Here is a 22081-nt window from a genome sequence, read left to right as displayed (position 1 = left end):
ATATCGCACCGGACCTGTAAAGGGTTTTTTAAGAACATTGTGGGAACATTTTGCAGCGCTGGATGGGCGCGCAGGTTAACCTATTGAAATCAAACGGATCCCGCGATCCTGTTCCAATAGCCATAGCAGGCTGCGTGCCGCCTGCCCGCGCGGCATTTGCAGGTCGGGATCGTCATGCAACAGCTTGCGCGCATCCGATTGCGCCACCGCCATCAGCCCGGCCTGCCGTTCCAGATCGGCGATGCGGAACCGGGGCAGGCCCGATTGCGCGGTGCCGATCACATCGCCTGCGCCGCGCATCATCAGGTCTTCTTCGGAAATGCGGAACCCATCCTCGGTCTCGCGCAGGATTTCCAGCCGCTTGCGGCCGTTTTGCGATAATGGCGGTTGATAGATCAGCAGACAGGTGGATGCCGCAGCCCCGCGCCCGACGCGACCGCGCAGCTGGTGGAGCTGCGCGAGCCCGAAACTTTCCGCGCCTTCGATCATCATGATCGAGGCATTGGGCACGTTCACGCCCACCTCGATCACCGTGGTCGCCACCAGCACGCGGGTTTCGCCGCTCACAAAGCGCGCCATGGCCGCGTCTTTTTCGGCGACGGGCATCTGGCCATGGACCAGCCCCACGACGCCCTCGCCCAAGGCCGCGCGCAGCCGTTTGAACCGGTCTTCGGCGGCGGTCATTTCCACGACCTCGCTTTCCTCGACCAAGGGGCAGACCCAATAGGCCTGCCGCCCTTCCGCGACAGCGGCGCGCAATTTGGCGACGATTTCATCCATCCGCGCGGCCGAGACAAGCGCGGTCTGCACCGGTTTGCGTCCGGGCGGTTTTTCATCCAGCACCGAAACATCCATGTCGCCATATTGCGCCAGCGCCAAGGATCGCGGGATCGGCGTGGCCGTCATGACCAGCACATCAACCGCGCGGCCCTTGGCCCCCAATTCCATGCGCTGCGCCACGCCGAACCGGTGTTGTTCGTCGATCACCGCCAGCCGCAGATCGTGAAAATGCACATCTTTCTGAAACACCGCATGGGTGCCGACAAGGATCTGGATCTCGCCCTGCGCCAGCGCGGCCAGTTTGGTTGCGCGGTCATGGCCCTTGTCGCGGCCTGTCAGCACCTCTAGCCTTATACCGGCGGCGGCGGCCAAAGGTTCCAGCCCCGCATAATGCTGGCGCGCCAGGATTTCGGTGGGGGCCATCATCACGCCCTGCCCGCCCGATTCCACGATCTGACACAGCGCCATCATCGCCACCAGCGTCTTGCCGGACCCGACATCGCCCTGCAACAGCCGGTTCATCCGCAAAGGCGCCGCCAGATCACTGCCGATTTCGGCAATCGCACGGGTTTGCGCGCCTGTCGGGCGATAGGGCAAATCGGCCAGCACGCGGGTCTGCAAATGCCCGTCACCGGCCGAAGCCACCCCTTTGGCGCGCCGCGCCGTGATCCGCGCCAAGGCCAGCGTGATCTGATGCGCCATCAATTCATCATAGGCCAGCCGCGCGCGGGCCGGATGATGCGGCGACAGATCGACCGATGATTGCGGATTATGCGCCAGATGCAGCGCCTGCGCCCAATCGGGCCAGCCTTCGCGGGCCTTTTGCGCGGGATCAATCCAATCGGGCAGATCAGGCAGCAGCGCCAGGGCGGAGCGTGTCGCTTTCCACATTGTCTTTTGCGTCAGGCCGGCATGCAGCGGATAGACAGGTTCAAAGGCGGGGATCGTCTCTGCCTCGGCGGGGGGCAGCATGTGATCGGGATGCACGATCTGCGCGATCCCGTCGAAAAGTTCCAGCTTGCCGGATACCACCCGCCGCTGGCCTGTCGGCAACAGCTTTTGCAGGTAATCGCCGCGCGCATGAAAGAACACCAACTGAAAGGATGTCTGCTCATCCTCGACCGTCACACGGTAAGGTTTGCCCTTGGTCTTGGGCGGCAGATGCGCCCCGATTGTCACCTCGACCGTGACGATACAGGGCGCAATCACCTCGCGAATAGAGCCGCGGCGGCGGCGGTCCACGCCAGAGACCGGCAAGGTCAGCAACAGATCGGCGGGTTTGGCGATACCCGCATCAATCATCACCTGCGCGGTCTTGGCACCGACCCCGTCCAGCCGCGTCAGCGTGCCGAAAAGCGGGAAAAGAGCCTCTGGCCGGCCGGTCATGCGCTTCCGATCAGCGCAAGCCAGCCGTCCTCGTCCATGGTGCGGATGCCAAGCGCCTCGGCCTTGGCGGCCTTGGACCCGGCCCCCGGCCCCGCGACCAGGATATCGGTCTTGGCGCTGACCGATCCCGCAACCTTGGCGCCAAGCGATTCCGCACGCGCCTTGGCCTCTGCGCGTGTCATCTTTTCCAGCGTGCCGGTGAAAACGATGGTCAGGCCCGACACCGGGCTGTCGCTGGCGATCTTGGGCGCGTCCTGCACGTCCAGCTGGGCCACCAAAGCCGCGATAGAGGCCGATTCCGACGGGTTTTGCAGCGTCGTGATCAGCGATCTGGCCATCACGGCACCGACGCCATCAATGCTGATCAATGCGTCCCATGCGGGGCCTTGGCCGACCTGCGCATCCTGCATGGCGGCGGCGAAAGCGGCCCAAGACCCGTAATGGCTGGCCAAAAGCGCGGCCGAGCTTTCGCCGACATGGCGGATCCCCAGCGCATAGATCAGCCGGTGCAACCCGATGGCGCGTTTGTCATCAATGGCGGCAAAGAGGTTATCGGCGCTTTTCGCGCCCCAGCCTTCGCGGTTTTTCAGCTGCTGCAACCCCTGCCCGTAACGCGCGCGCAGGGTAAAGATATCGACCGGCGTCGTGATCCAGCCATCGGCGTAAAATTGTTCGACCTGTTTGGCGCCCAGCCCTTCGATATCAAAAGCCGCCCGAGACACGAAATGTTTCAGCCTTTCAACGGCTTGCGCGGGACAGATCAACCCGCCGCTACACCGGCGGACCGCATCGCCCGCATCGCGGATCGCGGGTGATCCGCATTCGGGGCAGATCTGCGGAAAGTCATAGGGGCTGGCGCTGGCGGGGCGGCGCGCCAGATCGACATCCTTGATCTTGGGGATCACGTCCCCGGCGCGGTACACCTGGACCAGATCACCCACGCGGATATCGCGGCCATCGCGGATCGGCGCACCATCGCCACCGCGCCCGGCGATATAATCCTCGTTATGCAGGGTCGCATTGGACACCACGACCCCGCCCACCGTGACCGGCACCAGCCGCGCGACCGGCGACAGCGCACCCGTGCGCCCGACCTGGATGTCAATCGCATCCAGCCGGGTCCAGGCCAGTTCAGCGGGGAATTTATGCGCGATGGCCCAACGCGGCGTCGTGGACCGGAACCCCAGCCGCTGTTGCAGCGCAAGATCATCGACCTTGTAAACCACGCCGTCGATATCATAGCCCAGACTGGCGCGCCGCGCCTCGATCTGGGCATAGATCGCGATCAGATCATCGGGGCTGTCGCAGGTCGCGGTCAGCGGATTGGTCGCAAAGCCCAGATCCGCCAGCCGTGCAATCGCCCCCGATTGGGTGGCGGCCAAAGGCGCCGACAGCGCGCCCCAGGCATAGGCGAAAAAGCGCAGCGGCCGCGCGGCGGTGATGCTGGCGTCCAGCTGGCGCAAGGATCCGGCGGCGGCATTGCGCGGATTGGCAAAGGTCTTGGCACCTTTGTCCGCCTGCCGCGCATTCAGCGCCGCGAAATCATCATGGCTCATGTAAACCTCGCCGCGGACCTCCAGCACGGCGGGCGCGCCGGTCAGATGCTGGGGGATATCGGCGATAGTGCGGGCATTGGCGGTGACATTTTCGCCCACCGCCCCGTCGCCGCGCGTTGCGGCCTGCACCAAGACCCCGTCTTCATAGCGCAGCGACAAGGACAGCCCGTCGATCTTGGGCTCGGCGGTATAGCGCAAAGGCTGATCCGCACCCAGCCCAAGGTATTTGCGGATCCGCGCGTCGAAATCGACGACATCGGCATCGCTGAACGCATTGCCCAGCGACAGCATCCGCTGCACATGCTGGACCTTGCCAAATCCTTCGGCCATTGGCGCGCCGATCTGGTCGCTGGCGCTATCGGCACGTTTGAGATCGGGAAACCGCGCCTCGATCGCGGCATTGCGCTGTTTGAGCGTATCATAAGCGGCATCGCTGATCTGGGGCGCATCATCGCGGTGATAGGCGATATTGGCCTGCCCCAGGATATCCGACAGCCGTGCCAATTCGACCAGCGCCTCTGCCCGGCCCAAATCTGCAACCGCGATGGTTGCAGTGTCATGATCCTGTCTTGCCCGGCTCACCGCCTGCCCCCACTTCACACGCGCCATGCTGCGCGCCAGATAGTGTTACGCAGGCCAAAGGCCAAGGTCCAGCCGGCAAACCGGACCGGGGCCAGGGCGGGTGTGGGATCTATGCGCCGATGGCCAGTTTGGCCGCCGGTTTCACCGTTTCGGGATCACGCAGCACATAACCACGCCCCCAGACGGTTTCGATATTGTTTTCACCATCGCCAGCCTCGGATAATTTCTTGCGCAATTTGCAGATGAAGACATCGATGATCTTCAGCTCGGGTTCATCCATGCCGCCATAAAGATGGTTCAGAAACATTTCCTTGGTCAGCGTCGTCCCCTTGCGCAGCGACAATAGTTCCAGCATCTGATATTCCTTGCCGGTCAGATGCACGGTCTGTCCGGCCACTTCGACGGTCTTGGCATCCAGGTTCACGGCGATCTGGCCGGTGCGGATGATGGATTGCGCATGGCCTTTTGACCGGCGGATGATGGCATGGATCCGCGCGACCAATTCTTCGCGGTGGAACGGTTTGGTCAGGTAATCATCCGCGCCAAAGCCGAAACTTTTCAGCTTGCTTTCGGTGCCGTCATCACCGGTCAGAATCAGGATCGGCGTGTCAATCCGGCTTAGGCGCAATTGGCGCAACACCTCATGCCCGTTCATATCCGGCAGGTTCAGATCCAGCAGGATCAGATCGTAATCATATAACTTCGCCAGATCGATCCCTTCCTCGCCAAGATCCGTCGTATAAACATTCAAATTCGCATGAGTCAGCATCAATTCGATGCTTTTCGCCGTTGTCGGGTCATCTTCAATCAGCAAGACGCGCATAGGGGTTCTCCACACTTACAAGCACATTTCACCTTTGGCGAAAAAAGGTTAATTACGCGTTACTGGTATTTACTTTACGAACTCGCCCTAGGGCTGTCTATACCGCTGCAAGGCGGTGGTTTTCAGCGCCGCTTCGCCATGGGCGCTGACAGCGTCTTCCCAGGCGGTCATTTCCTCTTCGGATAGATCATAGGTTTCCAAGGCTTCGGCGCGGGTGATCAACCCATAGGTGACCGCGCGCACCACCGCGGCCTTGCGCGACGCCACCCAGCGGCTGGTGGTCTTGTCGGGCAGATCGGCCCTGGTCATCGTTGTTCCGTCCGGCAGGGTGACAGCACGTCGCCCTTCGATTTTTCGCAAATACATCTGGCACCCCTTTCAGGAAACTCCCGCAGATGCTATGCCAACCCAGACTTAACGAGAGGTGTAACCGCACCTTGAGAATGCATAGCATTTTCCTATATTTCGACCTGTTCCTGCCGCGACGGACCCGCCATGCCCCTTGACACGCCGCTTAACTCGCTTGGTTTTGCCAAGTCGCCCGCCGATACCCGCGTGGTTGTTGCCATGTCGGGCGGTGTGGATTCCTCTGTCGTTGCGGCCAAGCTGGCCGAAGAAGGCTATGACGTGGTCGGCGTGACCTTGCAGCTTTATGACCACGGGGCGGCGCTGGCGAAAAAAGGCGCTTGCTGTGCAGGGCGCGATATCCATGACGCGCGCCGCGTGGCCGAGGATATGGGCTTTCCACATTATGTGCTGGATTACGAAAACACCTTCCGCGAAGCGGTGATGGATGAATTCGCCGACAGCTATCTGGGCGGGGCGACCCCTGTGCCCTGTATCCGCTGCAATGAACGGGTGAAATTCAAGGATCTGCTGCAAACCGCCCGCGATCTGGACGCCGATTGCATGGCGACGGGCCATTACATCCAGCGCAAGATGGGCGCGCAGGGTGCGGAATTGCACAGCGCTGCCGATGCGGCCAAGGATCAAAGCTATTTCCTGTTCTCGACCACGCAGGACCAGCTAGATTACCTGCGCTTCCCGCTGGGCCATCACCAAAGCAAGGATGAAACCCGCGCTTTGGCCGCCAAATACGGGCTGAGCGTGGCGGATAAGCCCGACAGCCAAGATATCTGCTTTGTCCCCAATGGCGATTATGCCGCCGTGATCGAAAAACTGCGCCCCGGTGCCGCCAGCCCCGGCGAGATCGTCGATATCAACGGCCAGGTTCTGGGCCAGCACAACGGTGTGATCCATTACACCGTGGGCCAGCGGCGCGGGCTGGGCATCGGCGGTCTGGCCTATCCGCTTTATGTCGTACGGCTGGATGTAGATAAAAAACAGGTCATCGTCGGGCCCAAGGATATGCTCGCCACCCGCCGCGTGCCCTTGCGCGAAATCAACTGGATCGGCGGTGGCCGCCTGACCGATATGGCCGAACGCCAGATCGCGGTGCGTGTCCGCTCGACCCGTCCTCCGACTGACGCGATCCTGCGCCCGATCTCCGACACCGAGGCCGAGGTTGAATTGCTGGTCGCCGAACAGGGCGTCTCGCCGGGGCAGGCCTGCGTTTTCTATGACACTGACAGCACGCGGGTGCTGGGCGGCGGTTGGATCTGGCGGGGCGCCTGAAAATCGCCCCCCACCTTCTTTTTTCCAAAAATACTCCGGGGTGAGCCCCGGATCTGATCCGGGGCGAGGGGCAGCGCCCCTGAAAAGCCCGGCGTTTATGCCTTGCCGCGATAGGCTTTCAATCCGCCCGCGATGAATTTGGCATTCTTATAGCCCATCGCCTTAAGACTGGCCGCCGATAGCGCGCCACGGTTATTGGCGTTGCAATAGCATAGGATCGTGGTCTCGGGATCGGGCAGCAGGGATTCGATATTCATCTCCAGCTTGCCACGGCTCAGATGCAGCGATCCGGCGATATGATCGGCGGCATGTTCCTCGCTGTCGCGGATATCCAGCGCAACCGCCCCCGCCGCGATCATCTGATCAACCGCGCTTGCGGGCACTTCGTCGATCTGCGCGCGCGCGGCATCGGCCATCGCCTGGAATTTGCTGGTATATTGCATCTGCTTGCATCCTTTATATTGCTGCGCCAGCCATAGCGCGCACCGCAGCGCGGATCAGTGACATTATCACCAAGCCGCAAAAACCGCTGGCAGATCAGCGCCGCCAGCATTACCCAAGGGGGATGATCTATACATCCGCCCCCCAATGGCGCGCCGCGCCGCAAAAACGTGTGCTGTTCTTCGCAATGTCGGGGCTGGGCAAGACCTATCTGTCCAGCATGCTGCGCCAGACCGGTGAATGGTTCCATTATTCCATCGATTACCGGATCGGCACCCGCTATATGGGCGAATATATCGCCGATAATGCCAAGCGCGAGGCGATGAAAGTGCCCTTTCTGCGCGACCTTTTGCGCAGCGATTCGATCTATATCGGGTCCAATATTTCCTTCAACGACCTGCGGCCGATGTCGTCTTATCTGGGCAAACCGGGTGATCCGGCCAAGGGCGGGCTGCCTTGGGATGAATATACCCGCAGGCAAGACCAGTTCCAGCGCGCCGAGGTGGCGGCGCTGCATGATACCGGCCATTTCATCACCCGTTCGCATGAGCTTTATCAATATCCGCATTTCGTCTGCGATACCGGCGGGTCGATCTGCGAATGGGTCGATGTGACCAACCCCGATGATCCGATCATGACCGATCTGGCCTCCAAGACGCTGATGGTCTGGATCGAAGGCACCGAGGCGCATACCGCCGAATTGATCCGCCGCTTTGACCGCGAACCCAAACCGATGTCCTATGATCCGGTCTTTCTGCTCGCGACATGGCAGGCCTATCTGGCGGAATTCAACGCAGCGCCGGACCAGGTGGACCCCGATGATTTCATCCGCTGGGCCTTTGCCAAGGCTTTGGCGCATCGCCAGCCCCGCTACAAGGCGATGGCGGATCGCTGGGGGATCACCGTAGCGCAGGATGATGTGGCACAGGTGCGCGATGCCGAAGGCTTTGTCGAGATGATCGCCCAGGCCCTTGAGAAGCGGGGCTGACAGGCCTATCTGCGCCTTTCGCGAAGGATATCATTCATGCCGATCAAATTGCCCGCCGCCCTGCCCGCCTATGATGTCCTGTCCAAGGAAGGCGTCATGGTGCTGGACGAGGTCACCGCCGCACGGCAGGACATCCGCCCCTTGCGGATCGCGCTGCTGAACCTGATGCCCAAAAAGATCCAGACCGAAAACCAATTTGCCCGGCTGATCGGGGCGACGCCCTTGCAGATCGAGTTTTCATTGATCCGGATGAGCGAACACCAGACCCGCAATACCGCCGCCGAACATATGGAAGAATTCTACAAACCCTTTTCCGAAATGCGCGATGAAAAATTCGACGGGCTGATCATCACCGGCGCGCCGATCGAACATCTGCCATTTCACGATGTCACCTATTGGGACGAGCTGACACAGGTCTTTGACTGGACCCAGACCCATGTGCATTCCACCTTTGGCGTCTGCTGGGGCGGGATGGCGATGATCAATTATTTCCACGGTGTCGAAAAACACCTGCTGGATCAAAAGCTGTTCGGCTGCCTGCGGCATCAGAACACAGCCGCCAATTCGCCCTATCTGCGCGGCTTTTCGGATGATTGCGTGATCCCCGTCAGCCGCTGGACCGAAATGCGCCAGGCCGAAATCGACGCCGTGCCGGGGCTGAAAACGCTGATCACCAGCCCCGAGGCCGGCCCCGCATTGGTCGAGGATCAAGGCCACCGCGCGCTTTATATCTTCAACCATTTCGAATATGACACCGGCACGCTGAAACAGGAATATGACCGCGACATCGCCAATGGCACGCCGATCAATATCCCGGCCAATTACTATCCGGGTGATGATCCGACGCAGGCACCGCAAAACCGCTGGCGCAGCCATGCGCATCTGCTTTACGGCAATTGGATCAACGAGATCTATCAGACCACCTATTTCGACCTGAACAAAATTGGCACTTAAAGCGATCATCATCGCCGCCATCGCGCTGGGCCTTGGGGCGGTGCTGACCAGCGGCCTTGCGGCGTGGCGGGCCGCCCAGATCACGGCGTCCTTTCCGCCTCTGGGCGATTTCGTCACGGTCACAGGCGGGCGGGTGCATTATGTGCAGGCAGGCCAAGGGCCGGATGTGATCTTGCTGCATGGCGCGGGCGGCAATCTGCGCGATTACACCTTTGCGCTGATGGACCAGCTGTCCACGCGCTACCGGGTGACCGCCTTTGACCGGCCCGGCCTTGGCCATAGCGACCGGGTGCCCGGCGTGGCGACAGGGCCATTCGCGACCCAAGGCGCCAGCCCCGCCGATCAGGTCGCCATGTTACGCGCGGCGGCGCGCGCGCTCGACATTCGCGCCCCGATCGTGGTGGGGCATAGCTATGGCGGCATCGTCGCCTTGGCCTGGGCCACCACCGGTCTGGGGCGCGCGGATCCGACCAATGCATCCGCTGTCGTGTCCTTTGCGGGTGTGGCGATGCCGTGGCCGGGGGATCTGGGCAGCTATTACGCGGTGAACGGCAGCGCCTTGGGCGGCGCGCTGGTGATCCCGCTGATCAGCGCCTTTGTGCCGCAAAGCACCGTGGATAATGTCGTGGCCGTGACCTTTGACCCCCAAACGCCCCCCGCTGGCTATATCCGCTATCTGGGCGGCGAGCTGGCTTTGCGCCCCGCGACTTTCCGCGCCAATGTGCGCCAGGTCAACAGGCTGCGGCCCTTTATCGTTGAAATGGCAGAACTTTACCCCCAGCTGACGCTCCCGATAGAGATCATTCACGGCACCGCCGACACCAGCGTGCCGATCCAGGTCCATGCCGAAGAGCTGATCAAGATCGCCCCCACCGCCAATCTGGTCCGGCTAGAGGGAATCGGCCACCAGCCGCATCACGCAAGCCCCGCCGCCGCCATTGCCGCCATCGACCGCGCTGCCGCCCGCGCCGGATTGCGCTAGACCGCCCGCCCCCTCATAGTGAGGCGGCAAAGCTGAAGAGAGTTTCATGAAACCGCCATGCGACGGCACACCCAGCCGCCCTTACACACCAAAGGCACCGCAGCAGACCTGCCTGCGCGATGATCGCCCCCAAGGCGGCAACAGCCAAAGGGCGCACCCCCCGGCATGACCAAACGCGGCTATCACCACGGCAATCTGCGCGCCGCCTTGATCGAGGCCTGTTTGCGGCTGATCGAAATGCGCGGGCCCACCGGTTTCACCCTTTCAGAGGCCGCGCGCGAAGCAGGCGTCACCCCGGCCGCAGTCTATCGGCATTTCGCGGGGCGCGAGGATCTGATCGCCGCGGCGGCCCAGGAAGGCTATGGCATCTTTGCCGATCTGATGGACCATGCTTTTGCAGATGGGCAACCCTCGGCGCTGGCGGCTTTCGGCGCGACGGGGCGGGCCTATCTGGCCTTTGCGCGGCGCTATCCGGGGCATTATATCGCGATGTTCGAATCCGGCGTCTCGATCAACCATTCGCCCGATCTGCATGCCGTGGCGACCCGCGCGATGGGCGTGCTGGAAAAAGCCGCCAGCGCCCTTAGCCAGCATATCCCGGCGGAAAAACGCCCGCCCGCGCAGATGTTCAGCGCGCATATCTGGGCGATGTCGCATGGGGTGGTGGAATTATTCGCGCGCGGCAATCCCGGACGCACCAGCCCCTTTCCCCCCGATGACCTGCTGGAAACCGGCATTGGCATCTATCTGCGCGGGCTTGGCCTGCTTGACCCCGATCAATAGGATCCCCTCATGGATGGCACTTTCGCACTTATCTTCTTCATCACCGGGCTGACCGATACCTATCTGAATACATGCCCCACGGGCTGTTATCAGCGGCAAGATGCGCCCGCGCGGGCGGCTTTGCAGATCAGCGATGTGATCTTTCAGGACGACAGCATCAGCCAGGAAATCTATTTCTCCTATGATCTGGCGCGCCGCTACGGCGTGTTCCAGCCGGTGATCGGGGCCAGCGCCACGGGCGACGGTAGCCTTTGGGTCGGGGCGGGCGCGAAATGGACCACGCAAGATGTCATCGCCGGGCCATTCTTTGTCGAGGCTTCTTTCATGCCCGGCCTTTACGCCCAGGGCGACGGGCCGGATCTGGGGCTGCCCCTGGAATTTCGCAGCGCGCTGGGGATCGGCTATGCCTTTGACAATGGCGCCACACTCAGCCTGCTGGCGGATCACCGGTCCAACGGGGATCTGAAAGATCTTAATCCGGGGCTGGAAACGCTGGGGCTGCGCTTTGCCATGGTGCTCGACTGATCCCATCTTCCGAGCCTAAATATCCCCCGCGGAGCGCCGGCGCAGCCGGAAAAGTAAGGTGGACGTCAGTCCACCCTACGCCAGAATAACCAGCGACCGTTCGTCCCAGACGACCTGCGTCTGCGTGCCCACCTCCAGCACCGGCCGGCCGATCAGGTTTTTCATCGCGATATTCAAAGGCTGGTCCACCCCCGCGATGCGCACATCGTAATAGGTCATATCGCCGTAATAAACGACCTCATCCACCACGCCGTCGATCAGCTTGCGCTGGGTGGTTTCCCCCTCGAACAGGATCGCGAGCGTCTCGGGGCGCACCCCGGCCACGGCGGCCCCTTTGTGCAGCGCCATGGGTGCCTGTTCGGCATTGACCGTGACACGCCCAAGACCTGCGACATCCACCTCCAGCGTATCACCGATCTCCAGCACATCGGCGCGCAGGAAATTCATCTTGCCGATGAATTCCGCCACGCGGCGCGAATTGGGGCGACGGTACAGCGTTTCGGGGTCTGCCAATTGCCCGATTTCGCCTTCGAACATCACGGCGATGCGGTCGGACATGACCAGCGCTTCTTCCTGATCATGGGTGACCAGAATAAAGGTGATCCCGACATGGCGTTGCAGGCGGATCAGCTCGACCTGCATCTGTTCGCGCATCTTTTTATCCAGCGCGGACAACGGCTCATCCAGCAACAAAACCTTGGGTTTCAGGATCAGCGCGCGCGCAAGCGCGACCCGCTGGCGCTGCCCGCCCGACAGGGCATGGGACGCGCGTTTGCCATAGCCCGCAAGGCCGACCATATTCAGCGCCTCGTCCACCATTTTGGCCTTGTCGTCCTTGGACAGATCCGCCCGTTTGCGCAGGCCAAAGGCCACGTTGTCCGCCACGCTCAGATGCGGAAAGATCGCATAGGATTGGAACACCATATTGGTCGGGCGCAGATTGGCGGACACACCGCGCATATCCTTGCCGCCGATCATGACGACGCCGTCCGACACCTCCTCCAGCCCCGCGATGGTGCGCAGCAAGGTGGTCTTGCCACAGCCCGAGGGGCCAAGAAGCGAGAAAAACTCGCCCGCGTTGATCGTCAGGTCGATGTCACGCAAAGCATGATAATCGCCGTAATATTTATTGACGCCCTTGAGCGTGATCAAAGCTGTCAAAGAAAGCCCCCTTTGTCTTTCACGCCCGCGCGGGCCATGCCGCGGCGGCGCAAAAGCTCTGCAATGGTCAACAGGATGATCGACAGCGCGACCAGAATCGTCCCCAGCGCCATGACGACCGGCAGGCTGGCGGGAAAGCGCATCAGCCCCCAGATATAGACCGGCATTGTCGGGCTGGTGCCGGACAGAAAGAAGGCGATGATGAATTCATCCAGCGAAATGGTGAAAGCGATCAACATGCTCGAAATCACCCCCGGCATCACCAAGGGCAGCGTCACCAGCCGGAAAGCCGAAAACCGGCTTTCGCCAAGGTCCATCGCCGCCTCTTCCATGCTGGGATCAAGGTTCTGGAACGCGCCGTTCAGGATAGCGATGCAGAATGGCGTGCAGATCAGCACATGGGCGGCGATGATGGTCCAGTTTGACAGGCCCATGTCGAAAATCTGCACCACCACGACCAGCAAGGACACCGCGACGATGATTTCCGGCAGCACCAGCGGCAGCATGATAAAGCCCATGATCCCCGCCTTGACCGGAAAGCGATACATCGCCCCTGCCCTTGCGGCACATATTCCCAGCAAGGTGGACAGGATCGCCGTCATCACCGCGATGAACAGCGAATTCTGCACCGCCGTATGCAAAGACCGGTTGGTGATCAGCGCGCCGAACCAATCGGTGGTAAAACCCGATAGCGGAAAGGCGATGATCGTCGCATCATTGAAGGCAAAGATCGGCAACAGCACGATCGGCGCATAAAGAAAGATCAGATAGGCGATGGCATAGATGCGCAGGCTCATGACCGGCCCCGCAGCCAGCGCCGGTTCAGCAACACGAAGATCAGGCTGATCGCTGTGACCGACAGCATCGCCACCACCGCCAGCGCCGCCCCCAAAGGCGCGTTGTTCAGCGCCAGAAACTGCGTCTGGATCATATTGGCAATCAGCTTGCCCCCGGCCCCGCCCATCAATTCCGGCGTGACATAATCGCCAATCGTCGGGATGAACACGATCAAGACCGCCGCCACCACCCCCGGCATCGCCAATGGCAAGGTCACGCGGAAAAATGTCATCACCTTGTTTTCGCCCAGATCGCGCGAGGCTTCCAGCAAGGACCGGTCGATCTTTTCCAAGGCCACGAAAATCGGCAGGATCGCAAACGGCGCGAAAGCATGGGCCAGCGTGATGATCACCGCATTGACGTTATAAAGGATAAAGGTCAGCGGCTCATCGATCAGACCGATGTTCAAAAGCCCCGTATTGATCACCCCGTTATAGCCAAGGATCACTTTCCACAGGAAAACCCGGATCAGATAGGAGGTCCAGAACGGGATCGTGATCAGGAACAGCCACAAGGATTTGCGGTCAGGGCGCACATGGAAAGACACGAAATAGGCAATCGGAAAGGCCAGCAGCACCGTCACCGCCGTCACCACCGCCGAGACATAAAGCGAGCGCTGCAACAGCGCGCCATAGATCGGCTGCTCGATGATCTGGCGGTAATTGTTCAGGGTGAATGTCGTATCGACATCCATGAAATTCTGCGTCCAGAAACTGAACAGGATGATCGCCCCCAAGGGAAAGGCCATCAACAGCAGCGCATAGAAAAACGGCGGGCTGATCAGTAACAGCCCGCGCGCGCCCTCATTGGATGTCAGTTTCTTGAACATGACGCGATCTTCATTGTCATGCGGGAAAGATCAATATGAAACTCGCGTCAACGGCCCGATCGGTGTCGGAAATTTTACCATTCGCCGCTTTTTCAGCCGGTTTGCGCCGGGCCCTGACAGCAAAAAAGGCCCGCAGATTGCGGGCCTTTTGCAGGATGTGAAAAGCTTAGCGCTTGGAGAACTGGAAGCTCTTGCGCGCCTTGGCCTTGCCGTATTTCTTGCGTTCCACGACGCGGCTGTCGCGGGTCAGGAAACCGGCAGCTTTCAGCGCGGGGCGCAGGCTGGGATCATAAAGCTGCAACGCTTTGGACACGCCATGCTTGACCGCACCGGCCTGACCGGACAGACCGCCACCTTTGACAGTTGCGACCACGTCGAACTGACCGGCAACGCCGGCAATGGAAAACGGCTGGGCGAGGATCATCTGCAACACGGGGCGTGCGAAATAGGTCTTCATTTCCTTGCCGTTGACGGTGACCTTGCCGGAACCGGGGCGAATCCAGACGCGGGCGACCGCATCTTTACGCTTGCCGGTGGCATAGGACCGACCCAGCGCATCGCGCACGGGTTCACGGGGGGCGGCAACGGGGGCTGCAACAGCCTCTACGCCTTCTGCGACCTGCCCCAGCTCTTCGAGCGAATTGACTTGATCGGCCATTATGCGGTCCTCGTGTTCTTCGGGTTCATGGATTTGACATCCAGAACTTCGGGCTTCTGGGCTTCCATGCCATGTTCCGCACCTGCGAAGATGCGCAGATGGGTCATTTGCTGGCGCGACAGCTTGCCGCCGGGCAGCATGCGCTGGACGGCTTTTTCGATGACACGCTCTGGGTGCTTGCCTTCGAGGATCTCTGCCTTGGTCTTGGATTTGATCCCGCCGGGGTGGCCCGTGTGCCAGTAATAACGCTCGTCACGCTTGTTACCGGTCATCTGGATTTTCTCGGCATTGATCACGATCACATTGTCGCCCATATCCATGTGCGGTGTGAAAGAAGGCTTGTGCTTGCCGCGCAAGCGCATGGCGATGATCGAGGCAAGACGGCCCAGAACAACGCCTTCAGCGTCGATCAGGATCCATTTCTTGTCGATATCCGCCGGGGTAGCGGTAAAGGTTTTCATATCTCACCAGAAGGTTTGTGGTGGCCCAAGGCCACGGTCATTCGGATGGGTGGCTTATAAGCGCCGCATCACCCGCGTCAAGCGGCCTCTTTCCGAAATAACACTGCAAAAACAATGCCTTGCAAATTAGGTATTATAATACCCCATATTTCTACACCGAAATCCGCTGTGGCGGCTGGGCCAGCAGATCGCGCAGCACATAAAGGGCGCTGACAAAACTGTCATGCGGCACCAGCCCGTTCACCGCGATCCGCACCGCATGCACGCTGCGCCCGTCGCGCAGGGCAAAATCATCGGCGGATTTGATCAGCACCCCCGCCGCATCGGCCGCTTGCAGAAATTCGCCACTGCGCCAGCCCATCGGCAGCTCTAGCCACAGAAACGGCACATCCTCGGACCAGTTCAACCGATACATGCCCAGCACATTGACCGCGGCGCGGATATCCTGCGCGATCCGGTCCCTGACCCCGTCCAGCACCGCATCGATCCCCGGCTGCGCCAGCAGATGCGCATAAAGATCGGTCATCAACCGCGTCACCCCAAAGGAATTGAAAGTCGCCGTGCGCACCAGCGCCGAGGTCCAGCCTTGCGGGGCCAGCGCAAACCCGATCCGCAAGGCCGCCGAGATCGATTTCGCAGGCGAGACCACATGCCAGCCCAGATCCGGCAGCAAGGCGCGATAGCTTGGCCCGATATGGGCCGTCCGCATCAGCCGGTAACAATCGTCATCCAGCACATGCACATTGTATCGCTGCGCGATCTGGGCGATCTGGGTCCTGCGGGCGGGGGTCGTGTGGCGCACGGTCGGGTTGCAGACCTCGGATGCGGTGCAAAAGACCTGCACGCCCTGCGCCTTGACCAGCGCTTCAAAGGCGGCAGGGTCAGGCCCATCCGCATCCCAAGGCACGCCCACCACATCGGCGCGGCACATCGCAGCGGCATAACGAAACCCGCCATAGCTCAGCGCATCAACCGCCACCACGGGGCGCGCACCATGCAAGATCGTCTGCAAGATCATCACCACGGCACTTTGCCCGCCATGGGCGGTCACGATATCCTCGACCGTGAAGGCCCCGATCCGGTCGGCATCCAGATAACCCGCGACGGCAAGGCGCGCGGCCAGATCGGTTTGCCTGTCGGGATAGCGCAACAATTGTTCTGTCGGCATCGTCTCGGCCAGATGATGCAGCGCGTCGCGGATCATCTGCCCCTGCCCCATATCGGGCATCTTGGGGCTCAGCAGATGCGCGACCTCGGCGGCCTGCGCCATCCGGTCATCGGCCGCCAGCGTTGCGGGGCTGGGGGCGGCGGGGCTGCGCGGGGCGGCTGCGACAAAAGTGCCGCGCCCGACCATGGCGACCAGCCGGCCCTCTTCGATCAGCAGCTGATAGGCCCGCGCGACGGTGCCGGGGGTCACGCCGATCTGATAGGCCAGATCACGCACCGGGGGCAATTTCGTCTCTGGTGCCAATTGGCCCGAGATGATCGCCGCGCGGATCGCCTGCGCCAAGGCCTTGAATTTCGATTTCCCCGCCGCGCCAAGCGCTGTTGTGAAAATTGTATCGGATACAATCATTTTATAGACCTCTTCGCAGCGGGTATTGTATCGTCTTATTGTAGCGTTTCGCTATATTGTGTCAATACAATGCGAAGGGATTGTCCCATGTTTATTGCGATCCAGCCCCAGCAAGTCGCGGCTCTGGCCCGCCAGTCCCATCTGCCAATCATGGCCGGGCTGGCGCTGCGTTTCGCGGTGATCGTGACCACTTGGGACCAGAGGCGGCGCACGCGGAAACATCTGCGCAATCTGCCGCTGCATCTGCTTGATGATATTGGCTTGGACTACCCCGCGGCCCTTGCCGAAATGTCCAAGCCTTTCTGGCGGGCCTGACGGCCGCGCCTCTTCCTGACTGGGCCGGGGCTATCCCGGCCCATTTTTCACCCCGGCGGGATCGCATAGGTCAGGCTGGCGCGGGCCACCGGTGCCGCCTGCCCCGCGCTATAGATCAGCGCATCGACCACAGCCAGCGCGCGACCCAGTTTCAACAGCCGCGCCTCGCAGATCAGCATCTGGCCCGCGGCCGGTTTGCGCATGAAATCAATGCTGCAATTGGTGGTGACCGCCAGCGCCTTGGGGCCGATATTGGCCAGGATGATCAGATAGGCGGTGACATCGGCCAGCGCGAACATCGCAGGGCCCGACACGGTGCCGCCGGGGCGCAGATGGCGGTCGGCCACCGGCATTTGTACGGTGATGCTCTGCGCTGCCAGCGCGGCAATGACAAAATCGCCCTGCACCTGCGGAAAGGTTTCTGCCAGAAACCCCTGCAGATCGTCTGCCGTCATTTTCACTGTCATCGCTTTCCCTCGCGCCATTGCTGGCCTAGCATGCGGCGACATCTGACAAAGGACAAGCCGATGGATATCCTGCTGCGCCAAGACCATGACAAGATCGCCCATCTGACGCTGAACGCGCCCGACCGGCTGAACGCGCTGTCCGATGCGATGCTTGCGGCCTTGCAAGACACGCTGGACCAGATCGCGGCGGATAGACATATCAGCGCCGTCATCATCGCAGGCCAGGGCAAGGCGTTCTGCGCGGGCCATGACCTGCGCGAGATGCAGGCCGGCCGGCAGGCCGCCGATGGCGGGGCCGCCTATTTCGCGGATCTGTTCGGGCGCTGTGCGGCGGTCATGCAGCGCATCCAATCCCTGCCCCAGCCGGTGATCGCGCAGGTCCATGGGATCGCCACCGCGGCGGGCTGCCAGCTGGTCGCCACCTGCGATATGGCGATTGCCGCCGATGACACGCGCTTTGGCGTCAATGGCGTCAATATCGGGCTGTTCTGTTCCACCCCGATGGTGGCGCTGACCCGCAATATCCCGCGCAAAGCCGCCTTCGAGATGCTGACAACGGGCCGTTTCATCCATGCGGACGAGGCGCTCCAGCTAGGCCTGATCAACCGCGCCGTGCCGCTGGCGACGCTCGCCGATGAAACAAGCGCGCTGGCCCGGAGCATCGCCGCCAAACTCCCCGTCGCCGTCAAGATCGGCAAATCCGCCTTTTATGACCAAGCGCAACTGCCCACAGCCGAGGCTTACGCCTATACCAGCGCCGTGATGGTCGAAAACATGATGCTGCGCGACACCGATGAAGGGATCAGCGCCTTCCTCGAAAAGCGCGCGCCCGATTGGTCATCTTCCGAGTAAAAATATCCCCGCCGGAGGCATAAAAGTCAAAGTCCGTAGATCGCCCCGAACTTCGTCTCCAGATAATCCAGCAACGGCCCCTCTTGCGGGGCAAAGCCTGCCGCATGGGTGATCGTCTCGACTGGCGTCCTGAGGCCTCCGAATTGTTGCAGATTGCTGCGCAGCCAGCCTGTCGCGCGTGACGTATCCCCGCGCGCCAGATCATCATCGAGATCCGGCACAGCCGCGCGCAAGGACTGATGCAGACAGCCCGCATAGACATTGCCCAAGCTGTAGGTCGGGAAATAGCCGAACAGCCCTTCGGACCAATGCACATCCTGCAAGACACCGTTGGATGGCCGGTCCACCGCAAAACCGAAATCGGCAGCAAAGCGGTCGTTCCAGGCCGCCTCCAGATCATGCACCGCCAGATCGCCCGATACCAGCGCGCGTTCCAGATCAAAGCGCAACAAGACATGCAGGTTATATTGCAATTCATCGGCCTCGGTCCGGATAAAGCCGTCGCTGACGCGGTTCACACAGGCATAAAACGCATCCTCATCGGCAATGCCGAAATCGCCGAAACTGTCGCGCATCTGCCCATAGAGCCAGCCGGTAAAGGCGCGGCTGCGGCCCAGCTGGTTTTCGTAAATCCGGCTTTGGCTTTCATGCACGCCCATCGACACACCTGCGCCCAGCGGGGTCAGCAGATGGGCGCGGTCGATCCCCTGTTCATAGGCGGCATGGCCGACCTCGTGGATCGTGGCATAAAAACAATTGAACGGATCGGCAGGATTGGTGCGCATCGTGATCCGCACATCCAGACCCGACCCGCTTGAAAACGGATGCACCGCCTTGTCGATCCGGCCTGTCGCCAGATCATAGCCAAAGGCCAGCGCCAATTTGCGCGACAGCGCCAGCTGTCCGGCCTCATCGAATGTGCCGGTCAGCACCGGCGGCTTGGGCCGGTCCAGCACGGCGGCGCGCAGATCGACCAGACGCGGGCGCAATGCGGCGAACATCGCGCTCAGGCTTGCGCCCGTGGCGCCCGGTTCATAATCATCCAGCAGCGCATCATAACGATCGGCATTGCCCGCGATGGCGGCGGCCTCTTCGCGGCGCAGGTCCAGCACCTGTTGCAGCGCGGGCAGAAAGGCTGCGACATCCTCTTCTGCGCGGGCCTTGGCCCAGATCCGATGCGCGCGCGACGTGGTCTGCGCCAGCGCGGTGGCCAGCCGTGCAGGCACTTTGGTCGCGCGGTCGAAACTGCGGCGGATATGGCGCAGATTGGCGGCGGCGACATCATCCACCGCCTCGGCCTTGTCCAGCCAGTCGCCCACACGCGGATCAATGCGGCGGGCATGCAGGATACCGGCCATCGCGCCATGTTCCTCGGCGCGCTGCGGGCCAGCACCCTCGGGCATCATGGTTTCCTGGTCCCAGGCCAAACGGCCCGCCACCTGCGCCAGCGCCTCGGTGTCACGCTGGAAAGCCATCAGATCGGTATAGGCGGTCATCATGTCATCCTGACAGATTGGGGTTTGGGATAAAGCGCCATGAACCGCGCCCGCAGGATCCTGGCCCAAAGGATCACGGCCAGAAATTGATGCGTGATCGCCAGATGCACGGGCGCTGAATAGATCACCGTGACAATCCCCAGCACGACCTGCAAAGCCATCACCGCCATCATCATGTTGAAAGACGCCCGGATAGTGCGATTGGCCGATTTACGCGCGATCCACCAGATCACCAACGCAGCAATGAACAAGATATAGCCCGCCATCCGGTGCATGAATTGGACCAGCCCCGCATCTTCAAAGAAATTGCGCCAGACAGGGTCAAGGCTGAACGGCTGCGGCGGAAAGAACCCGCCCGCCATCAAAGGCCAGTCCGGAAAGGCGCGGCCCGCATCGATGCCCGCCACCAGCGCGCCCAGCAAGATCTGCACAAAGGCCAGCCCGACCAAAACGCCGCCCCATTTCGCCAATCGCGCATCGCCCGACCGGCGCGCCTGCAACAGATCCGCCGACGGGCGGCTCAGCAGATAGACATACCAGGCGATAAAGCCGAAAATCACGAAAGCCAGCCCCAGATGGGTGGCCAGGCGGTAAGATGCGACACTCAGCATCCCTTCCTGAAGGCCCGATGCGACCATCCACCAGCCGATCGCCCCTTGCAAACCGCCCAAAGCCCCCAGAAACAACAGCCGCCCGGTCCAGCCCGCAGGGATCTGGCGGCGCAGCAGGAAATAAAGAAAGCCCAAGCCCCAGACCAGCCCGATGACCCGGCCCAATTGGCGGTGACCCCATTCCCAATAATAGATGACTTTGAACTCATCCATGCTCATGCCGCGGTTCATCAGCTGGTATTGCGGGATCTGGCGGTATTTGTCGAATTCGACCTCCCAGGCCGCGGCTGACAAGGGCGGCAAAGCCCCCGTCACAGGCGCCCATTCGGTGATCGACAAGCCGCTATCGGTCAGCCGGGTCAACCCGCCCACCGCGATCATGATGACGACCAGCGCGAATAAAGCCATCAGCCAGGCCCTGATCGCGCGCCGCGCGCCTTGGCCGGCGCGGGCAATGCCGCCCGGTGTCGCGGTCTGTCTGGGGCTGTCGCCGACCTCTTCGAAAATGCTGCGCTTGGTTGCCATCACGATCTCCGTCTTGTTGCGGCGGAACCTAGGTCCGCCATCGGCCAAGCGCAAGCGTCAGGGTGCCACAGGGGGCGGTTCAGCCGCGGTCTTTCCAGCGCACCATCTGGCGCAGAATGCCATGCAGCATCTGCACATCGGCGCGGGTCAGCGGCATCCGCGACCACAGATTGCGCAGGTTCATCTGCATATTGGCGGCCTTGTGATCGGGGAAAAAGAATCCCGCCGCATCCAGCCGGTCCTGGTAATGATCGGCCAGTTTCTCGATCTCGATCTGGGTCGCCCAATCGCCGGGCGCATCATGGCGCAGGGGCACGACCTCGGTTGCGACGCGGCGCCATTCATAGCCCAGCAACAGCACGCATTGCGCCAGGTTCAGCGATGGAAAATCGGGGTTCACCGGCACCGAGATGATGGCATTGGCCCGCGCGATATCGTCGTTTTCCATGCCCGCGCGTTCGGGGCCGAACATCACGGCCACCTTGCCGCCGGCGGCAATACGCGCATGGGCATCCTGCATCGCGGCCTCGGGCGAGAGCACGGGCTTGGTCAAGCCGCGCGGCCGCGCCGTGGTGGCATAGACGAAATCGCAATCGGCAATCGCGGCGGCGGTATCCTCGAACAGCTGCGCCTCGTCCAGCAGACGGCCCGCCCCGCTGGCCATGGCGACAGCGCGCTGGTTGGGCCAGCCATCGCGGGGCGCGATCACGCGCATCCGGTCCAGCCCGAAATTCCACATGCCGCGTGCGGCGGCCCCGATATTTTCACCCATCTGGGGACGGATCAAGACAAAGGCAGGCTGCGGCTGGGGCATGGGCATCGGGGATCCTTGCATGAAACTGCGCCCTGTTACGCCGC

Annotated in this window: 23 protein-coding genes; 8 read left to right on the top strand and 15 right to left on the bottom strand. The window is 61.7% G+C overall.

All coding sequences use genetic code 11. The annotated features are described in order from the left end of the window. Window positions 1–75: 75 nt before the first annotated feature. The 4 genes from recG to LOKVESSMR4R_RS07255 form a co-directional block, all read right to left on the bottom strand. Window positions 76–2166 carry an ATP-dependent DNA helicase RecG gene (recG, locus tag LOKVESSMR4R_RS07270; RefSeq protein WP_087207066.1) on the bottom strand — a complete coding sequence of 697 codons (2091 nt, stop codon included), beginning with the start codon at window positions 2164–2166 and terminating at the stop codon, window positions 76–78. Next, window positions 2163–4331 carry an NAD-dependent DNA ligase LigA gene (ligA, locus tag LOKVESSMR4R_RS07265; protein WP_237331927.1) on the bottom strand — a complete coding sequence of 723 codons (2169 nt, stop codon included), beginning with the start codon at window positions 4329–4331 and terminating at the stop codon, window positions 2163–2165. Before ligA ends, recG begins: the two co-directional genes overlap by 4 nt. 82 nt (window positions 4332–4413) lie before the next feature. Continuing rightward, complete coding sequence (ctrA, locus tag LOKVESSMR4R_RS07260; protein ID WP_087207064.1) at window positions 4414–5127, bottom strand: response regulator transcription factor CtrA; 714 nt, start codon at window positions 5125–5127, stop codon at window positions 4414–4416. Between the two features lie 87 nt (window positions 5128–5214). Continuing rightward, window positions 5215–5493, bottom strand: a complete 279-nt coding sequence (locus LOKVESSMR4R_RS07255) for a DUF1153 domain-containing protein (RefSeq protein WP_087207062.1) — start codon at window positions 5491–5493, stop codon at window positions 5215–5217. Between the two features lie 129 nt (window positions 5494–5622). Between LOKVESSMR4R_RS07255 and mnmA the strand changes: the two genes are divergently transcribed. Continuing rightward, the gene (gene mnmA / locus LOKVESSMR4R_RS07250) at window positions 5623–6762 is read left to right on the top strand and encodes a tRNA 2-thiouridine(34) synthase MnmA (protein WP_087207060.1); all 1140 of its coding nucleotides are present in this window, start codon (window positions 5623–5625) and stop codon (window positions 6760–6762) included. A 95-nt stretch (window positions 6763–6857) separates the two neighbouring features. Here mnmA and LOKVESSMR4R_RS07245 read toward each other — a convergent pair whose 3' ends face one another. After that, on the bottom strand, window positions 6858–7205 hold the full coding sequence (locus LOKVESSMR4R_RS07245; protein ID WP_087207058.1) for a rhodanese-like domain-containing protein: 348 nt from the start codon (window positions 7203–7205) through the stop codon (window positions 6858–6860). A gap of 122 nt (window positions 7206–7327) precedes the next feature. Here LOKVESSMR4R_RS07245 and LOKVESSMR4R_RS07240 point away from each other — a divergent pair, with 122 nt between their 5' ends. The 5 genes from LOKVESSMR4R_RS07240 to LOKVESSMR4R_RS07220 all read left to right on the top strand — a co-directional run bounded on the left by LOKVESSMR4R_RS07240 (window position 7328) and on the right by LOKVESSMR4R_RS07220 (window position 11435). Further along, entirely contained in the window at window positions 7328–8191 is an 864-nt protein-coding gene (locus tag LOKVESSMR4R_RS07240) for an ATPase (protein WP_087207056.1), read from the top strand. 36 nt (window positions 8192–8227) lie between these two features. After that, entirely contained in the window at window positions 8228–9145 is a 918-nt protein-coding gene (metA, locus tag LOKVESSMR4R_RS07235) for a homoserine O-acetyltransferase MetA (protein WP_087207054.1), read from the top strand. Further along, window positions 9135–10127, top strand: a complete 993-nt coding sequence (locus LOKVESSMR4R_RS07230) for an alpha/beta fold hydrolase (protein ID WP_087207052.1) — start codon at window positions 9135–9137, stop codon at window positions 10125–10127. The genes metA and LOKVESSMR4R_RS07230 overlap by 11 nt, the downstream gene beginning before the upstream one ends. Before the next feature lie 165 nt (window positions 10128–10292). After that, the gene (locus LOKVESSMR4R_RS07225; protein ID WP_087207050.1) at window positions 10293–10910 is read left to right on the top strand and encodes a TetR/AcrR family transcriptional regulator; all 618 of its coding nucleotides are present in this window, start codon (window positions 10293–10295) and stop codon (window positions 10908–10910) included. Window positions 10911–10919: 9 nt separating this feature from the next. Next, a complete protein-coding gene (locus LOKVESSMR4R_RS07220) occupies window positions 10920–11435 on the top strand; it encodes an acyloxyacyl hydrolase (RefSeq protein ID WP_087207048.1) in 516 nt (171 codons plus the stop codon). Window positions 11436–11510: 75 nt separating this feature from the next. On the opposite strand, the gene LOKVESSMR4R_RS07215 is transcribed toward LOKVESSMR4R_RS07220, so the two are convergent. The 6 genes from LOKVESSMR4R_RS07215 to LOKVESSMR4R_RS07190 all read right to left on the bottom strand — a co-directional run bounded on the left by LOKVESSMR4R_RS07215 (window position 11511) and on the right by LOKVESSMR4R_RS07190 (window position 16957). Next, entirely contained in the window at window positions 11511–12596 is a 1086-nt protein-coding gene (locus tag LOKVESSMR4R_RS07215) for an ABC transporter ATP-binding protein (protein WP_087207047.1), read from the bottom strand. Beyond that, the gene (locus LOKVESSMR4R_RS07210) at window positions 12593–13393 is read right to left on the bottom strand and encodes an ABC transporter permease (RefSeq protein WP_087207045.1); all 801 of its coding nucleotides are present in this window, start codon (window positions 13391–13393) and stop codon (window positions 12593–12595) included. The genes LOKVESSMR4R_RS07215 and LOKVESSMR4R_RS07210 overlap by 4 nt, the downstream gene beginning before the upstream one ends. Continuing rightward, a complete protein-coding gene (locus tag LOKVESSMR4R_RS07205) occupies window positions 13390–14262 on the bottom strand; it encodes an ABC transporter permease (RefSeq protein WP_087207043.1) in 873 nt (290 codons plus the stop codon). The genes LOKVESSMR4R_RS07210 and LOKVESSMR4R_RS07205 overlap by 4 nt, the downstream gene beginning before the upstream one ends. 166 nt (window positions 14263–14428) lie before the next feature. Continuing rightward, window positions 14429–14920: a 30S ribosomal protein S9 gene (gene rpsI, locus LOKVESSMR4R_RS07200; RefSeq protein WP_087207041.1), complete on the bottom strand. Its 492-nt coding sequence runs from the start codon at window positions 14918–14920 to the stop codon at window positions 14429–14431. Continuing rightward, entirely contained in the window at window positions 14920–15381 is a 462-nt protein-coding gene (gene rplM, locus LOKVESSMR4R_RS07195) for a 50S ribosomal protein L13 (RefSeq protein WP_007204844.1), read from the bottom strand. Before rplM ends, rpsI begins: the two co-directional genes overlap by 1 nt. A 151-nt stretch (window positions 15382–15532) precedes the next feature. Continuing rightward, entirely contained in the window at window positions 15533–16957 is a 1425-nt protein-coding gene (locus LOKVESSMR4R_RS07190; RefSeq protein ID WP_087207039.1) for a PLP-dependent aminotransferase family protein, read from the bottom strand. Window positions 16958–17044: 87 nt separating this feature from the next. Between LOKVESSMR4R_RS07190 and LOKVESSMR4R_RS07185 the strand changes: the two genes are divergently transcribed. Next, window positions 17045–17272, top strand: a complete 228-nt coding sequence (locus LOKVESSMR4R_RS07185; RefSeq protein WP_087207037.1) for a DUF1127 domain-containing protein — start codon at window positions 17045–17047, stop codon at window positions 17270–17272. 47 nt (window positions 17273–17319) lie between these two features. Here LOKVESSMR4R_RS07185 and LOKVESSMR4R_RS07180 read toward each other — a convergent pair whose 3' ends face one another. Further along, window positions 17320–17739, bottom strand: coding sequence for a PaaI family thioesterase (locus LOKVESSMR4R_RS07180; protein WP_087212791.1), 420 nt, complete (start codon window positions 17737–17739; stop codon window positions 17320–17322). Between the two features lie 60 nt (window positions 17740–17799). On the opposite strand from LOKVESSMR4R_RS07180, the gene LOKVESSMR4R_RS07175 reads away from it, so the two are divergent. Beyond that, window positions 17800–18591, top strand: a complete 792-nt coding sequence (locus LOKVESSMR4R_RS07175; protein WP_087212789.1) for an enoyl-CoA hydratase — start codon at window positions 17800–17802, stop codon at window positions 18589–18591. Between the two features lie 26 nt (window positions 18592–18617). On the opposite strand, the gene LOKVESSMR4R_RS07170 is transcribed toward LOKVESSMR4R_RS07175, so the two are convergent. The 3 genes from LOKVESSMR4R_RS07170 to LOKVESSMR4R_RS07160 all read right to left on the bottom strand — a co-directional run bounded on the left by LOKVESSMR4R_RS07170 (window position 18618) and on the right by LOKVESSMR4R_RS07160 (window position 22043). Further along, window positions 18618–20087, bottom strand: a complete 1470-nt coding sequence (locus tag LOKVESSMR4R_RS07170; protein ID WP_087212786.1) for a carboxypeptidase M32 — start codon at window positions 20085–20087, stop codon at window positions 18618–18620. Beyond that, window positions 20087–21223 carry a heme A synthase gene (gene ctaA / locus LOKVESSMR4R_RS07165; RefSeq protein ID WP_087212784.1) on the bottom strand — a complete coding sequence of 379 codons (1137 nt, stop codon included), beginning with the start codon at window positions 21221–21223 and terminating at the stop codon, window positions 20087–20089. Before ctaA ends, LOKVESSMR4R_RS07170 begins: the two co-directional genes overlap by 1 nt. A 79-nt stretch (window positions 21224–21302) precedes the next feature. Beyond that, the gene (locus LOKVESSMR4R_RS07160) at window positions 21303–22043 is read right to left on the bottom strand and encodes an RNA methyltransferase (RefSeq protein ID WP_087212781.1); all 741 of its coding nucleotides are present in this window, start codon (window positions 22041–22043) and stop codon (window positions 21303–21305) included. Window positions 22044–22081: the final 38 nt, after the last annotated feature.

The sequence above is a fragment of the Yoonia vestfoldensis genome (assembly GCF_002158905.1).
In the GTDB taxonomy this organism is placed as follows: Bacteria; Pseudomonadota; Alphaproteobacteria; order Rhodobacterales; family Rhodobacteraceae; genus Yoonia; species Yoonia vestfoldensis_B.
Note: the sequence above shows the minus strand (reverse complement) of the source record. Positions and strands in the feature narration are given on the sequence as shown.

What these genes read in the sequence shown, in the direction of transcription:
- recG (WP_087207066.1), bottom strand. Translation starts at nt 2,166, where the DNA reads ATGACCGGCCGGCCAGAGGCTCTTTTCCCGCTTTTCGGCACGCTGACG.
- ligA (WP_237331927.1), bottom strand. Translation starts at nt 4,331, where the DNA reads ATGGCGCGTGTGAAGTGGGGGCAGGCGGTGAGCCGGGCAAGACAGGAT.
- ctrA (WP_087207064.1), bottom strand. Translation starts at nt 5,127, where the DNA reads ATGCGCGTCTTGCTGATTGAAGATGACCCGACAACGGCGAAAAGCATC.
- LOKVESSMR4R_RS07255 (WP_087207062.1), bottom strand. Translation starts at nt 5,493, where the DNA reads ATGTATTTGCGAAAAATCGAAGGGCGACGTGCTGTCACCCTGCCGGAC.
- mnmA (WP_087207060.1), top strand. Translation starts at nt 5,623, where the DNA reads ATGCCCCTTGACACGCCGCTTAACTCGCTTGGTTTTGCCAAGTCGCCC.
- LOKVESSMR4R_RS07245 (WP_087207058.1), bottom strand. Translation starts at nt 7,205, where the DNA reads ATGCAATATACCAGCAAATTCCAGGCGATGGCCGATGCCGCGCGCGCG.
- LOKVESSMR4R_RS07240 (WP_087207056.1), top strand. Translation starts at nt 7,328, where the DNA reads ATGATCTATACATCCGCCCCCCAATGGCGCGCCGCGCCGCAAAAACGT.
- metA (WP_087207054.1), top strand. Translation starts at nt 8,228, where the DNA reads ATGCCGATCAAATTGCCCGCCGCCCTGCCCGCCTATGATGTCCTGTCC.
- LOKVESSMR4R_RS07225 (WP_087207050.1), top strand. Translation starts at nt 10,293, where the DNA reads ATGACCAAACGCGGCTATCACCACGGCAATCTGCGCGCCGCCTTGATC.
- LOKVESSMR4R_RS07220 (WP_087207048.1), top strand. Translation starts at nt 10,920, where the DNA reads ATGGATGGCACTTTCGCACTTATCTTCTTCATCACCGGGCTGACCGAT.
- LOKVESSMR4R_RS07210 (WP_087207045.1), bottom strand. Translation starts at nt 13,393, where the DNA reads ATGAGCCTGCGCATCTATGCCATCGCCTATCTGATCTTTCTTTATGCG.
- LOKVESSMR4R_RS07205 (WP_087207043.1), bottom strand. Translation starts at nt 14,262, where the DNA reads ATGTTCAAGAAACTGACATCCAATGAGGGCGCGCGCGGGCTGTTACTG.
- rpsI (WP_087207041.1), bottom strand. Translation starts at nt 14,920, where the DNA reads ATGGCCGATCAAGTCAATTCGCTCGAAGAGCTGGGGCAGGTCGCAGAA.
- rplM (WP_007204844.1), bottom strand. Translation starts at nt 15,381, where the DNA reads ATGAAAACCTTTACCGCTACCCCGGCGGATATCGACAAGAAATGGATC.
- LOKVESSMR4R_RS07190 (WP_087207039.1), bottom strand. Translation starts at nt 16,957, where the DNA reads ATGATTGTATCCGATACAATTTTCACAACAGCGCTTGGCGCGGCGGGG.
- LOKVESSMR4R_RS07185 (WP_087207037.1), top strand. Translation starts at nt 17,045, where the DNA reads ATGTTTATTGCGATCCAGCCCCAGCAAGTCGCGGCTCTGGCCCGCCAG.
- LOKVESSMR4R_RS07180 (WP_087212791.1), bottom strand. Translation starts at nt 17,739, where the DNA reads ATGACAGTGAAAATGACGGCAGACGATCTGCAGGGGTTTCTGGCAGAA.
- LOKVESSMR4R_RS07175 (WP_087212789.1), top strand. Translation starts at nt 17,800, where the DNA reads ATGGATATCCTGCTGCGCCAAGACCATGACAAGATCGCCCATCTGACG.
- LOKVESSMR4R_RS07170 (WP_087212786.1), bottom strand. Translation starts at nt 20,087, where the DNA reads ATGACCGCCTATACCGATCTGATGGCTTTCCAGCGTGACACCGAGGCG.
- ctaA (WP_087212784.1), bottom strand. Translation starts at nt 21,223, where the DNA reads ATGGCAACCAAGCGCAGCATTTTCGAAGAGGTCGGCGACAGCCCCAGA.
- LOKVESSMR4R_RS07160 (WP_087212781.1), bottom strand. Translation starts at nt 22,043, where the DNA reads ATGCCCATGCCCCAGCCGCAGCCTGCCTTTGTCTTGATCCGTCCCCAG.